This is a genomic window from Paracnuella aquatica (genome assembly GCF_003332885.2).
Classification (GTDB): domain Bacteria; phylum Bacteroidota; class Bacteroidia; order Chitinophagales; family Chitinophagaceae; genus Flavisolibacter; species Flavisolibacter aquaticus.
Genome location: NZ_QOWJ01000006.1, coordinates 124,381 through 138,861 on the forward strand (window position 1 = coordinate 124,381; position 14,481 = coordinate 138,861).

At 50.4% G+C, this 14,481-nt stretch carries 10 protein-coding genes; 6 read left to right on the forward strand and 4 right to left on the reverse strand.

Annotated features, from left to right (window positions below; genetic code table 11):
- The first annotated feature begins 7 nt into the window (after positions 1-7).
- The 3 genes from DRJ53_RS10840 (at position 8) to DRJ53_RS10850 (ending at position 6,542) form a co-directional block, all read left to right on the forward strand.
- Positions 8-1,456, forward strand: coding sequence for a RagB/SusD family nutrient uptake outer membrane protein (locus DRJ53_RS10840; RefSeq protein ID WP_114235655.1), 1,449 nt, complete (start codon positions 8-10; stop codon positions 1,454-1,456).
- A 466-nt stretch (positions 1,457-1,922) separates the two neighbouring features.
- The gene (locus DRJ53_RS10845) at positions 1,923-5,051 is read left to right on the forward strand and encodes a SusC/RagA family TonB-linked outer membrane protein (RefSeq protein WP_114235656.1); all 3,129 of its coding nucleotides are present in this window, start codon (positions 1,923-1,925) and stop codon (positions 5,049-5,051) included.
- A 63-nt stretch (positions 5,052-5,114) separates the two neighbouring features.
- Entirely contained in the window at positions 5,115-6,542 is a 1,428-nt protein-coding gene (locus DRJ53_RS10850) for a RagB/SusD family nutrient uptake outer membrane protein (RefSeq protein WP_114235657.1), read from the forward strand.
- A 187-nt stretch (positions 6,543-6,729) separates the two neighbouring features.
- Here DRJ53_RS10850 and bcp read toward each other — a convergent pair whose 3' ends face one another.
- Together bcp and DRJ53_RS10860 are read right to left on the reverse strand one after the other, a co-directional pair.
- A complete protein-coding gene (bcp, locus tag DRJ53_RS10855) occupies positions 6,730-7,185 on the reverse strand; it encodes a thioredoxin-dependent thiol peroxidase (protein ID WP_114235658.1) in 456 nt (151 codons plus the stop codon).
- Between the two features lie 101 nt (positions 7,186-7,286).
- Complete coding sequence (locus DRJ53_RS10860) at positions 7,287-8,996, reverse strand: peptidoglycan DD-metalloendopeptidase family protein (RefSeq protein ID WP_114235659.1); 1,710 nt, start codon at positions 8,994-8,996, stop codon at positions 7,287-7,289.
- Between the two features lie 240 nt (positions 8,997-9,236).
- Here DRJ53_RS10860 and DRJ53_RS10865 point away from each other — a divergent pair, with 240 nt between their 5' ends.
- Complete coding sequence (locus DRJ53_RS10865; protein WP_114235660.1) at positions 9,237-9,485, forward strand: hypothetical protein; 249 nt, start codon at positions 9,237-9,239, stop codon at positions 9,483-9,485.
- A gap of 24 nt (positions 9,486-9,509) precedes the next feature.
- On the opposite strand, the gene DRJ53_RS10870 is transcribed toward DRJ53_RS10865, so the two are convergent.
- A complete protein-coding gene (locus tag DRJ53_RS10870) occupies positions 9,510-9,761 on the reverse strand; it encodes a hypothetical protein (RefSeq protein ID WP_114235661.1) in 252 nt (83 codons plus the stop codon).
- 302 nt (positions 9,762-10,063) lie between these two features.
- Here DRJ53_RS10870 and carB point away from each other — a divergent pair, with 302 nt between their 5' ends.
- Positions 10,064-12,889 (forward strand): carbamoyl-phosphate synthase large subunit, encoded by a 2,826-nt coding sequence (carB, locus tag DRJ53_RS10880; RefSeq protein ID WP_114235663.1) that lies wholly within the window; start codon positions 10,064-10,066, stop codon positions 12,887-12,889.
- 359 nt (positions 12,890-13,248) lie between these two features.
- Positions 13,249-13,731 carry a DinB family protein gene (locus DRJ53_RS10885; protein WP_114235664.1) on the forward strand — a complete coding sequence of 161 codons (483 nt, stop codon included), beginning with the start codon at positions 13,249-13,251 and terminating at the stop codon, positions 13,729-13,731.
- 316 nt (positions 13,732-14,047) lie between these two features.
- Here the strand turns inward: DRJ53_RS10885 and DRJ53_RS10890 are convergent, their stop codons facing one another.
- Positions 14,048-14,479, reverse strand: a complete 432-nt coding sequence (locus DRJ53_RS10890; RefSeq protein WP_114235665.1) for a hypothetical protein — start codon at positions 14,477-14,479, stop codon at positions 14,048-14,050.
- Positions 14,480-14,481 lie beyond the last annotated feature (2 nt).

The following is a 14,481-nucleotide window of genomic DNA, read 5'->3' on the forward strand; positions in this document are numbered from 1 at the left end:
TATTACAATGAAAAAAAGCTTTTTATATATAGCATCGGCAGCGGCGCTGCTGCAGCTAACGGCCTGCGAAAAAGACCGGCTCAACCCGATACCCACCAACAGCATTGCCGAGGCTTCTGCCTTTGATTCGCGGTTGCGCATCGAAGGACAAGTACGGGCCATTTATGCCAGCATTAAAAACTCGGGCATGTATGGTGGGCGCTACCAGATTTTCAACGACATCCGCGGTGGCGACTTTTTGAACGAACGCACCAACGTGGTTACCGGCTTTGATGTGTGGAACTACACACCCAGCAACTCCTCTACCAACAGTGTGCAAAACCATTGGTCAAGGGCATATTATGTCATCAACCTGGCCAACGTGTTTTTGGACGGTATGGCCAGCAAAGGCACACCGGTTGTAGGTGAAGCCTTGAGCAAAAACTTCCAGGGCGAAGCACGCCTGCTGCGGGCCATGAGTTATTACTCGTTGCTGCAGCTGTATGCACGTCCTTATTGGGATGGCAATGGCAGCAAGCCTGGTGTGCCGCTGCGCCTGAAAGGAAATACCGGCTCTGGCGATTATGCACTGGCCCGCGCCACCGTTGGCGAAGTGTACAACCAGATTCTGGACGACCTCAATTTTGCGGAGCAAAACCTGCCGCTGAATTATTCATCTGCTGTGCTCAATACAACCCGTGCACACCGCAATACAGCCATTGCCCTGAAAACACGGGTGCTCCTGAGCATGCGCCGCTATGCAGATGTGATTACAGAAGCCAATAAAATTGTAAGTGCTGCTGCGCCGTTCCGTGCCGAAACGGGTGTGCCCCATGCATTGGAGCCAGCTTTTGCTTCCTTGTTTGGCGTTGCATCTACCACCAACGAAAACATCTTGTCGATGCCGTTTTCATCGGCAGAAGCGCCGGGAACGCAAAACCAACTGGGATACTATTATGGTCCTTCGGCCTTTAATGGCGGCAACGGTGAGTATTCGCTGAATCCTGCCGGCATCCTTGGTAATGCTGATTGGAAAGCTACCGATGCACGCCGTGCACTCACTACCGTGGTGGGCAGCAAAACATGGCTGGCTAAATATGCCGATAAGAGCGGCTTATTCGTTGACTTTGCACCGGTGATTCGCTATGCCGAAGTGTTGCTCAACCTGAGCGAAGCCTTGGCTCGGGTAAACGGATTGGATCAGCGTGCTGTGGACCTGCTCAATGCAGTACGCCGCCGCTCGGATCCCACTACCACATTTGCCCCGGCATCGGCCGATGCCCTAATCAATTTGATCCTTACGGAGCGCCGCATTGAACTGCTGGGCGAAGGTCTCGCTGGTACCGACCTGACCCGCCTGGGCCTGGCCCTGCCGGCAAAGCCTGGTACTACCGCTGTAGAGCCCAATAGCCAGCAATATATATGGCCAATTTCTTCAACTGAGCTTTTATTAAATCCATTGATGGAGGATAACTAGAATTAGGTAAACCTGTTTTGTTTTCTCTGCCTTTTAATGGTGGGCCGCTGCTTCTGCAGTGGCCTTTTTTTATGGGTAAAAATGGCCTGCCAAAAACAATGGTTAACCAACGATGGGCTGTCGGATTTATACAGCACACTTCAGAAATCTGTAGAAATGAACCGAAAATAGGCAGCGATTTTTCAAAATTTACAAGTGAAGAAATAATTCGAAATAGCAGCCTTTTTTGGATAAATGATGGATTTGACCGACGATAGAACAGGTTTAATAGATATTTTTTAAACAAACCGCATTTTGATTATAAAAAAATAAATGTGAAAAAAAACCTGATGAGCAAAGGGTTTTGTCTTTTTTAGAAATATATTCGCCGTCTTGAAAATGAGACTTGGTGCAAATGTTGACAAATGCCCCGCATTTTTAGCATTTCATCAGGACGAACCATCCAGGCAAAAAACAACACAATCACATGAGAAAACTGCTCTGCTTGGTGCTGGGTATGCTGTTCGTTTGTGTACAGCTATTCGCACAGAACCGTACCATCTCCGGTACGATCACAGATGACAAGGGTAACCCCATCCCTAACGCATCTATCCTAGTAAAAGGCTCCAACACCGGTACTACCACCAATGCGGATGGTAAGTTCACCATTTCAGTTGGACCAAACACCCGCACTTTGTTGGTTACCTCAGTAGGCCTGGCCGAACAGGAAGTAAACATCGGTAACAGAACCACGGTGAACGTTACCCTGAATGCTGCCGAACAAAGCCTGCAGGAAGTAGTGGTGAACACTGGTTACACCCGTGAACGCCGCAGCCAGTTTGCTGGTGCTGCCACCGTACTGAGTGCCAAGGTAGTAGAGAACGTTCCGGTTGGTTCGTTCGACCAGGCGCTTCAGGGCCGTGCTCCCGGTATGCTGGTAAACTCTGGTTCGGGCCAGCCTGGTGCCAGTGCACAAATCACCATCCGTGGTGTACAATCGATCCAGGGTGCAGGTGCGCAGCCGCTGTATGTTATCGACGGTGTGCCGATGCCTTCGTTCGACATGCAGTCGATCAACCCCAACGACTTTGAGTCAATCACTGTATTGAAAGATGCAAGTGCTGCAGCTTTGTATGGTGCCCGTGGCGGTACTGGTGTAATTGTAATTACTACCAAAAAAGGCCGCGCAGGTGCTACCAACATTACTTACCGTGGCCAGTACGGTATCACTACTCCTCCCAACTTCGACCGCCTCAACCTGATGAACTCTTCGGAGATCCTGGAATATGAAGAGCGCATGGGCTTGCAAGGTGCGCCTACAGCCACTCCAGGCTGGCGCTACTCGCTGAAGAACCCGGCAAACGCTACCCTGCCTGCTACCGATGCAAACCCGTTTGCACCCAGCCAGGCACGTTACAATTTTATCCTGGATAGCCTCCGCGGTATCAACAGCAACTGGCGCGACATCCTGTTCCGCCAAGGAACTTCGCAAACACATGAAATAAACCTGAGTGGTGGCAGCGACAAAACCCGTTTCTTCCTTTCCGGTAGCTATTTCGACCAGGAAGGTATCGACCGTGGTTCATCGCTTACCCGTTATACCACCCGTTTCAATATTGAGCACACTACCAATAAACTGACTGTAGCCCTGAATGGTACTGTTGGTTATTCGCAAACACGCCTGTCGGAAGGTGAGTGGCTGGGCAACAGTGCACGTAACCCATTCCAGATGGTGTATCGTGCCAAGCCTTACGAGAATCCTTTCCTTGCTGACGGCTCGCCAAACTTTGGCGCCAGCACCAACCTGGCCCTGAAGCAGGTAGGTAATCTGTTGGAAGGTATCCAAAACTCGCAGTGGCGCCAGGACCAGCTGAAATCGAACGCTGGTCTTACCCTCAACTACGAGTTGCTGCCTTTCCTGAACCTGCGCAATACATCTGGTGTTGACCTTTCTTATGATTACAACACCCGTTATGTAAACCCGGCTTCTTATATCGGTTCGCTGCAGTCGTTCCAGGCAGGTATTGCCAGTGAAGCCAGCCGCCGTTCGGCTCAATTGATCAACACTTCTTCTGCTATTTTCAATAAGAAGTTTGCCGACATCCACGAAGTGGAAGTAGGTGCATACTTTGAAGCGGTACGTGGTTATCAGCGTGGCAATGGTTTTACTCTGTATAACCTCGATCCACGCCTGACCGAAACCGGCCAGGGTGCAGGCACACTGCCTACCAACGGTGCTGCTACTTACCCACAAAACGCTACCAGCGCCAAATCAGGCTTTGGTATCCGTTCTTACTTTGCTACCGGTCGTTACACCTATGACGACAGGTACACTGTAACTGCTAACATCCGTCGCGATGGTACATCACGCATTGCCAACGATGATAACCGTCAGATCACAACATGGTCGGCTGGTTTTATCTGGAATGCAATGAAAGAGCAATTCCTGGCAAACCAGAATGTACTGACCGATCTGCGTGTTCGTGGTTCTTACGGAATCGTTCCCAACATCGGAAGCTTGGCCACCTTTACATATGGATTGGCTGGTTTAACGAGCATCACCAACTACACCGGTCCGCAGATTCCTGGCTTTGGTACTACTACCTATGCAGGATCTCCGCTTACCGGCCTGGCTCCATCTTCTCCGGGCAACCCCGATTATCAAATCGAGAATGTGCGTAAAGCCAACCTTGGTTTCGATTTCGGTTTCTGGAAAAACCGTGCTCGATTCACCGTTGATGGCTATTACAATAAAACCGTTGACCTATTTGTACGCCAGAACCTACCTGCAGAATCTGGTTTTGCAAGCCAGGACCTCAACGCTGGTGTAATGAGCAACAAGGGTATTGAAGCTACTGTAAACGTTGATGTAGTACGCAGCCGCGACTTTACCCTGACCCTGGGCGCCAACCATGCATATAACAAAAACACCATTGAAAACCTTGGTGGCGTATTTGAATATGTATCGGGTACTTTCATCATCCGTGAAGGCTTGTCTTACGGTTCGCACTATACCTTCAATTACCTGGGTGCTGATCCGCAAACCGGCCGCCCCATTTACGAAACTGCCGATGGCAAAACAACCAACAACCTGGCCCAGGCCGGCCGTTTCGCCAAGTTTGGCAACTACCTGCCCAAACATGTTGGTGGTTTCAACGCCGACATCCGCTACAAGCGTTTCAGTGTAAGTGCTTTGTTCTCGTACCAATTTGACGTGGTGCGCAGCAACAACACCCGCAACTGGATCACCCGCGGTACTGCAGGTTATCATGCTTCGGTTAACGGTTCCCGTGAGTTGCTGACCAACCAGTGGCAAAAACCTGGTGACATTGCAGAATTCCAAGCCGTTATTTACGACCGTGACTTTACCTCTTCTGACCTAGAAGATGCTAAGTTTCTCCGCTTCCGTAACCTGTTGGTATCATACCAGGTGCCTGGTTTCAACTTTGGCAATGGCAACAAAATCATCAAAGGAGCACGGATTTATTTCCAAGGCCAGAACCTGGCGATCTGGAGCCCATGGAGAGGTGTAGATCCTGAAGACAACAACAACATCAGCTTGAACGAATACCCCAACCCAACCATGTTTGTTGGCGGTGTCGAAATCAACTTCTAATTCAAAATAATCCTCCGGGCAGCAGCGTTCTGTTGCCCGGGAGGATTGAAAAAATAAGTTAGCATGAAGCATTTTCGTTTATTATCCATCGGCTTGTTGCTGCTGACCCTAGCATCTTGCCGAAAATTGATTGAGATAGAGGAAACCGATTTTATCGGTGGTGACGTTGCCCTGAAAACGGTAAACAACAACGAGCAGGGAATCATTGGCGCTTATGCCGCCATGAATACCGAAATGGGCATTTTGCTCAATTCGGTAATGTCTGACGAAGTAAAAGTTGGCGAGTTTTACAACTCAGCAACGGTTCACGAGTGGCAGTTTGCATCAACCGATGTAACCATTCGCGATAACTTTACTGCTATTTCATTGTACTACCGTATTATCGACCGCGCCAACCGTGTGTTGCAGGCGCTGCCAACTGCCGAAGCACTGCGTGCAGGCGATGAGGCCCTGCGTGCAAAGTTGCGTGGCGAAGCCCTGTTTCTGCGTGCCTTCTGTCATTTTGAGCTGGCCCGCTATTATGCCGGCAACTATGATGCAGCTGGTTTGGCTATGGCCTACATGGAAGTTCCTTCCATCAAGCCGGTAGCCCGCATCACCATGGGCCCTTATTACGAGAAAATGAAGGCAGACATGGCTGAAGCAAAAACGCTGCTGCCTGATAACCTGACCGACATTTACCGTGCAAATAAGCTGGCAGTTTCCGGTTTGCAGGCTCGTGTAGCACTGTACATGCGCAACTGGCAGGATGCCATCACTTACAGCACCGAATACATCAACGCTATTCCGCTGGCTTCACGTGCCGATTTCCCTGGAATCTGGACCGATGCAAACAAGGCTGAAGTTGCTTTTAAATTGAGCAGAACGCCATCAATCGGTGGCCGTATTGGTAGCCTCTATGATGCAACTTCTGCAAGTGCTTCTGCCATCGGTACCGTAACCTGGTCGCCTTCGGATGAGTTGTACAATGCGTATGACAAAACCAACGACATTCGTTTTACCACTTATATCAAAGACGAGCCACTGCTGTCTGCTGCAGGTCGTGTATCGCGCCTGGTGAACAAGTATGCCGGTACTGCTTATGGCACTCCTGGCGAGAACGTAGCTGATGCCAAAGTATTCCGCACCGGTGAAATGATCCTGATCCGTGCCGAAGCAAAAGCTGAGAACGGCGATCTGGCCGGCGCTGCTGCCGATTACAATGCACTGCGTAATGCCCGTATTACCGGCAATACGGCTGTTACTTTCGCTTCGAAAGACGAGGCCATCAATGCCATCATTGCTGAGCGTTTTATCGAGCTGCCTTTTGAAGGTCATCGCCTGTGGGACCTGAAGCGCCGCGGCCTGCCGATAACCCGTCTGGCAGCAGATGCGCCCAACGCAAATGCTACCACTTTACCCGCAAACAATTTCCGTTTCTTGTTGCCCATCCCGCAAACTGCACTGGATGCCAACCCGCTGACCGTTCAGAACCCAGGTTACGAACGTTAATTGGTAAACGATATAGTTTATAAAAAGGCCGCTTACATTGTAAGCGGCCTTTTTATTTTACAACAACTGGAGAAAAACGAATTTTAACATCAAGCTGTTTTCAAAAGAAAATCGGATTTAGCGGAGTTGTCATGCCGAACTTATTCAACAACACAAATTCATAGCCTAGTAGTATAAAACCGCGGCTTTATTTCATAATCTCCGCTGCATGCTCCTTACTCTTTGGCCGCTGCAATATTTTCTCAATCACACCATCTGCATCAATCACAAACGTAGTGCGGTGCAAGCCGTCGTATTTATTGCCAAACATTTGCTTCGGCCCCCACACACCATAGGCATTAATGATCTTACGGTCGGGGTCGGAAAGCAGCGTAAACGGCAGTTGGTATTTGTTTTTAAACTTGCTGTGGCTTTCTACATCATCCGGCGACACGCCAATAATTTCGTAGCCCTGCGCTTTCAACGCCGAAAAATTATCGCGCAGGTTGCAAGCCTGCTGGGTGCAGGTTGGCGTATCATCAGCCGGGTAAAAGTAAAGCACCAACTTTTTGCCGCGGAAATCCTTCAGCGATACATCAATGCCATTCTGATCTTTTGCGGTAAACTGCGGTGCCGCATCGCCAGCCTTAAGTGTTGTAGCCATAGTCTTTTATTTTAAGTCAAAATTCAAAAGGCAAAAGTCAAAAAGGGTGATCGCGATTCTTTGAGCCATATCGGTTTGCAAAATTCATTGATCACATTTTGCTACCGCAAAATCCGCCACTCCTTCACTGTTTCATTGCCGGCAATATCGGTAACGGCTACCCGAAGTGTGCTTTCGCCCGCTGGAAATTTTTCATCAAAATTGTAGATCCAGGTGCGGCCCTTATCGTTGGTGAAACGTAGCCACTGTCCGTTTACTTCGGCCCTAAATGATGCAATTTTATCCATATTGTCTTTGGGTGTAAACAAAATGCGCTTCAACTTACGGGCATCCACAACCGCACCTGGGCCCGGAGCCGGAAGGGTAGGAGGCAAGGTATCGGCCAGTAGTTGGAACGTGCCAAACTGCCGGAACTTGGCAACCGCCCAGCCGGCCAATACCCGTGGCTTTTCTACCACGGTACGGGTACCTGCAACGCTTTTGATTACCAGTTTGTTCAGCTGCGCCGCCGGTAGCTGCTGCGGCACCCGAATGCGCACCGTAACCGAATCGTGGGTGGGAATGCTGCTGCTCAAAAAAGTATACAGTGGCGAAAGGCCACCAGTGGCACCACCGTTCGATTGGGTAAAACTCACATTCACCGTATCGTACAGCGCAAATTCCGACGTGTACAGTTCAAATGAATCCCGCTCAAATACATTCACTTCGCCGGGTACCAATTGCTCCGGGGCAGTGCCGTACTGCTTTTGCAACAGCGGATCGTAGCGCACCGAAAACTGCACCACCGTAGCGTTGCCCGCGGCGTCGAGCACTTCAATGCGCACCGGGTGTGTAGCGGTGTCCTGCAGGTACAGCACGCCATCGCCAGGTGTGCGGTGGTAAACATTGGTGGTATCGCCGGGCATGCGGCTCAGGTGCTGCAGCCATGGCCCGCCCACGGCCTTGTAGCGGTAATCGGTGTGGGCATTCATGTACCGCGTTTCGTTGTAATCAATACTGTCCAGCACAAACTCCGATTGCAGCACATCGTCCATCCAAATGCGGCCGCAATACACGCCATTGGGGTTGGTGTAGCCGGTAAATCGGTCGATGGCCGTAAGGGCAAACGAAATGCGGTTGGATGCGCTGCGCAACACGCCGCCTGTAGCAAGGCTAAAAAACGCACCGGTTTTTTTCAGCGAAAGAGCTTGCGGCGTTTGGTGGTATACGCTGCGGTTGCGATCGTACAGGGCCAGCCTGCTGATGGTGGGTGGCACCGCATCGGGCAGCGGAAAACCAAATAAGAGCGGGTTGAGGCATTTATCGGTGCGGGTGTCCCTGATCTCGAAATGCACATGCGGCCCCTGCGAGCCACCGGTGTTGCCACTGTAAGCAATAAACTGCCCTTTGGTAACCGGGAAAAGCTGGGGCGGCACCTGCAGCTCCACAGCCCACGACTGACGTTTATATTGTTCTGCCTTCACCCATTGCTCAATAGCCGGCGCAAAGTCGTTGAGGTGTGCATACAGCGTGGTGAGCCCGTTGGGATGATTGATGTAAAGGGCACGGCCAAAGCCGCCGGGCTCTATTTTTATTTTGGCCACATAACCTTCGGCCGATGCAAACACCTGCAGGTTTTCGCGTTGCTGGGTGCGGATGTCGAGCCCCATGTGCCAGTGGTTGGAACGGAGTTCGCCAAAATTGGCCACCAGTTCCATGGGTATATTCAGCGGGTGCCGAAAGTAATTTTGTGGATACTTGTTTTGGGCAAAAACAGGGCAGGAAAGCAGTAGGCAAAAAAGGGCAATGGCGGCACGGCTGCAATTCTTCATCAGGGATCACATTTTTTTTAAGTGTATAAAGGGCAGCAATCTTTATTCCACAGGTTAGGGCGGCCCGCCGGCAAATGCGGCAATTGGGCCCAACAAAGGCCAGCAAAAGTATATTTTTTACGCCCAACCATTTCCGGCCACCCGTTTGCCTAATCCGGTATGATATTTTATAACGTAATGATGCAAGCCCCTAAAGGCTGACTTAACCATATTTTATAAACCTTTTTAAACCGCATTACTATGGCACGTCTTGGATTAGGCCCCCTGCTGCTGGCCGGCGCCGCTGCTTTTGGATATTATAAGTACTCCAAAATGACCGCAGCCGAGAAAGATCAGCTGAAGCAAAAGGCAATGAAAGTGTATGAAGACAATGTTCCGCAAAATGTTCGCGACATGATCAATGGCAAGCAAGGTGGCCAACACCACCAAACTGCCGGCGCTACTGGCGGCAACTACAACGGCGGAACCGATGGTTTTTCGCAGATGTAATTAAATGGGCCGAAAGGCCCTTTTTTATTGCGCCTGCCCCAAGTGTATCCAGGCAAACACCGCGGCAACTAAAGCGGCCATGAACAGTGAAGGATAGTAAGCTGCCAACTTCCGCTCCGTGAAATGGGAAAGGGTCATGAACAACAGCATCAATCCAAAGAACGCCAAAGTGATTCCAACAGGTATCACGAAGCCTGCGATGCTCTTAGCAATGATCAGGACCCAAAAAAGACCAGCGGTAATTTGTAAGCAGCGGAAAAATGGTCGGCTTCCCATAGCACAATATTAAGCAACAGGTGTGTTTGATTATTGGGGAAAAACAGGCGCCAAAAAAGTTGCCCCCGGCGCCATTTCCATAAAGTTTGGCGAATGCCTTAATTTCTATGCTGCTGGTTTTTCTTTTCCCTTACTTTTGCACCCCGGGCATAAACCCGGTTTTTTTATGCCCAATAAGGAACGTTCGCAAGTTCCGGTGTTCAGCGGTTCAACGTTTTATTGAACCCTATACACAACAACTTGTGAACCCGTGAACTGGTGAACTTTCGAACTTTAGAACCCGTTAAATTTCTTCAACGCTGATGCCTAAAGACAACTCCATAAAGACAGTGCTCATCATCGGTTCCGGTCCCATTGTAATTGGGCAGGCCGCAGAATTCGATTACTCCGGTACGCAGGCTGCCCGCAGCCTCCGCGAGGAAGGAATCAAAGTGATCCTGATCAACTCGAACCCCGCCACCATTATGACTGACCCCATGATGGCCGACCGGGTGTACCTGTTGCCCCTGACCGTGGAAAGTATTGAACAGATCCTGGAAGAAAACCAGATCGATGCCGTGCTGCCCACTATGGGAGGCCAAACCGCCCTCAACCTGGCCAAAGAAGCCGAGGACCTGGGCATTTGGGAAAAATATGGCGTACGCCTGATCGGTGTGGACATCAAAGCCATTGATAAAGCCGAAGACCGCGAAAAGTTTCGCCAGTGGATGATTCAACTGGGGGTGCAGGTGGCCCGTGCAAAAACGGCCAACTCCTTCCTCGAAGGAAAAGAGTTTGCACAGGAAATCGGTTTTCCGCTGGTTATCCGCCCTTCGTTTACCCTGGGTGGTACCGGTGGCGGTTTTGTACACGATGCCTCGGAACTCGACGAAGCCTTGCAACGTGGCATCCAGGCATCGCCCATACACGAGGTGCTGGTGGAGCAGGCCGTGCTGGGCTGGAAAGAATACGAGCTGGAACTGCTGCGCGACGCCGCCGACAACGTGGTAATCATTTGTACGGTAGAAAACTTCGATCCCATGGGCGTGCACACTGGCGACTCCATCACCGTGGCGCCGGCCATGACGCTGAGCGATACCGCGTTTCAATTAATGCGCAACACCGCCATCATGATGATGCGCGACCTGGGCAATTTTGCCGGCGGCTGTAACGTGCAGTTTGCCCTCAACCCCGATACCGAAGAGATCATTGCTATCGAGATCAACCCCCGCGTAAGCCGCTCTTCGGCGCTGGCTTCCAAAGCCACGGGTTACCCCATTGCCAAGATCGCTTCCAAACTGGCCATTGGCTACACGCTGGACGAGCTGACCAACCCGATTGTTCAAACCACTTCGGCTTATTTCGAGCCCGCGCTGGACTATGTGATTGTAAAAATTCCACGCTGGAATTTTGATAAATTCAAAGGTGCCAACGATACGCTGGGCCTGCAAATGAAAAGCGTAGGTGAAGTGATGGGCATCGGCCGCTCGTTTACCGAAGCCATCCAGAAAGCCTGCCAGAGCCTGGAGAACAACGCCGTTGGTTTGGGCTATTATGGCAAAAGCCAGATGCACGCCGAAGAGCTCATCGAGTACATCAAAACACCGAAATGGGACCGCATATTCCGCATTAAAGATGCGCTGATGCTGGGTGTGAGTGTAAAAACCATTTCCAAAGTAACGAACGGCATCGACCGCTGGTTCCTGTACGAGATCCAAAAGATCGTAAACATTGAAAAGGAACTGGCTAAATATTACGTTGAAGACATCCCGATGGACCTGCTGAAAGAAGCCAAGGTCAATGGGTTTTCCGACGACCAGATTGCCCGCATCAGCCGCGGTGGCAACGAGGAAGAAGTGTACGAGAAGCGCAAAGCTGCAGGCATTACCCGGGTGTTTAAAATGGTAGATACCTGCTCTGCGGAATTTGCCGCCAAAACCCCATATTTCTATAGCACGTTTGAAGAAGGCGGTGCTAATGAAAGCAAGGTGACGGATAAAAAGAAAATCATTGTGCTGGGCTCGGGTCCTAACCGAATTGGGCAGGGCATTGAGTTCGACTACTGCTGTGTGCACGGCCTGCTGGCAGTGCGTGAATGCGGGTATGAATCCATCATGGTGAACTGCAACCCCGAAACCGTTTCCACCGATTTCGACATTGCCGACAAGCTCTACTTCGAGCCTGTATTCTGGGAGCACCTGTGGGAGATCATTGAGCATGAAAAGCCCGAAGGCGTGATTGTGCAACTGGGTGGGCAAACGGCCCTGAAAATGGCTGAAAAGCTGACCGAGAAAGGCATCAAGATCATCGGAACTTCGTTCGACAGCATGGACCTGGCCGAAGACCGCGGCCGTTTTTCCGATAAACTAAAAGAACTGGAAATTCCGTACCCTGAGTACGGCACTGCATACGATGTGGATGAAGCCGTGGCCGTGGCCAACAAAGTGGGCTACCCCGTGCTGGTGCGCCCCAGCTATGTATTGGGCGGTCAGCGGATGCGGATTGTGATCAACGACGACGAAGTGGAAAAAGCGGTGATCTCCCTGCTCAAACACATTCCAGGCAACAAAATCCTGATCGACCATTTCCTGGACCGCTGCCAGGAGGCCGAGATTGATGCCCTATTCGACGGCGAGAATTTCCATGTAATGGGTGTGATGGAGCATATTGAGCCGGCTGGTATCCACAGCGGCGACTCCAACGCGGTGCTGCCGGCATTTAACCTGCCGCCGCTCACCGTTACCACCATGGAATACTACGCCGAAAAAATTGCACGGGCACTCAACATCAAAGGTTTGATCAACATCCAGTTTGCCATTAAAGACGGCAAAGTGTATGTAATTGAAGCCAACCCACGTGCATCGCGTACCACGCCGTTCATTGCCAAGGCGTACGATATCCCGTACCTCAACATCGCCACCAAGATCATGTTGGGAGCTGCCAAGCTCACCGATTTTACCTTTGAGAAAAAACTGAACGGGTTTGCCATCAAAGAACCGGTGTTCTCGTTCAACAAGTTTCCAGGCGTAAACAAAGAGCTGGGCCCTGAGATGAAATCGACCGGCGAGGCCATCCGCTTCATTAAAGACCTGAGGGATCCTTATTTCCGCCAGTTGTATAAAGACCGGAGCATGTACCTGTCGAAATAGGAAGAACTAGGAAAATTTAGATTGAATATGATTAATATGGAAAGCCTGCGGCAGTTGCCGCGGGCTTTTTTTGTTGTAGTAGGTTTTGTTGCTGCACAGTGTTGTTGTGCTATGTTCTGGCTTAAGCGATATAATTTTAAAGCTATAGTGTCTGTCATGCCGAACTTGTTTCGGCATCTCCTTCTTTTATCAGTGTCTACTACCGCACAAGTAGATGCCGACATGCGTCGGCATGACAACTCTGCTGGTTAGCGGGTCTTTAATGTCGCCATTCATCATTTTGAAAAAAGCAGCACGGTGGCTGCGCTTAATTTTACGCCATTCAATTATTGTATTCACCCAACCACAAACCCACAACCATGAATAACCGCGAAATACAGATCATTGCGGAGCAACTGAAAGATACCTGGGCCGGCGACCCCTGGTTTGGCAAACCTGCCCAACAATTGCTGGCAGGTATTACTGAAGAGGAAGCATACGAACAACCGCAGGGCCAGCACAGCATTGCGCAACTGGTTTGGCATATGGCCAACTGGCGGCAGTTTACAATCAGCCGGCTGCAACCCAACAGTAGCCCGGATGTGTCGCTTTTTGAAACGGCCGATTGGCGCCCTGCAGCACCCGATTCGGAATATACCTTTACCAAAGGATTGCAAGAATTGGAAACATCGCAAGCCGAACTGCTGCGGACATTGCAAACCTTAGAAGATAGTTTGCTCGATGAATTGGTGGCGGGGCGCAATTATACATTCAGGCACTTGCTGCACGGCATTGTTCAGCACGATATTTACCACCTGGGCCAGATTGCGTACATCACAAAAATGCTTCGTGCAGCGGGTTAGGCATGTTTTTACAAATGCTGATGACCGTTTGTGCGAAAGTGAAAGATTGAATTCGCCGCGTGGCTGTAGTTATGCGTTGCCCATTGCCTGTTATAGCGAGTAGCGCATCGTCACCGCTTTATTTGGGCTAAAATATTGCTGCTGCGCTATTTACCCGGAAGAGCATTTTATATGTGATGACGTGCAAGCGCAACCAAAAACAAAATCACGTGTTGTAGAAAAGTGCGGGCATAAAAAAAGGCCTGCCCTGAAAAGAGCCGGCCGTTGCTAACCTATGAAAAACACCAGTTTCAAATATAGGGGAAAAAGTGTTTTTCTACAACGGCTCGTTTCCTCTTTTATTTGGGCGATTGTTGGGTCGGTTGTTTGTGCGCTCCCTTGCACGTTCTTCACGCATTCGTTTTACCTCGTCCACAAAGTCGCGTTCATGTTTGAACACGTCGTTGCTGCGTTTATCGCCTACAATATTTTTAAACTGTCCGCGGTAGTTGAGGCGCAGCTCGGCTACCTTTTGCTGCAGCACCAGTTGGTCGCCGCGGTTGTCCTGCGTGGTCTTGCGCAGGTCGTTGAAGTAGTTGAGAAAAACGGGTCCAAACTGGTCGGCTTCGCGTTTGCTCAGGCCCAGCTTCTTCTGAATATATTCGGTCATCCGTTCCCGTACCTGTCCGCCGGGCCCATCATCGTCTTGCGCAAGGGCGGCCGTGGAAAAGAGCAGGGAAAGAATGATACTGTATAAAAATTTTTTCATAG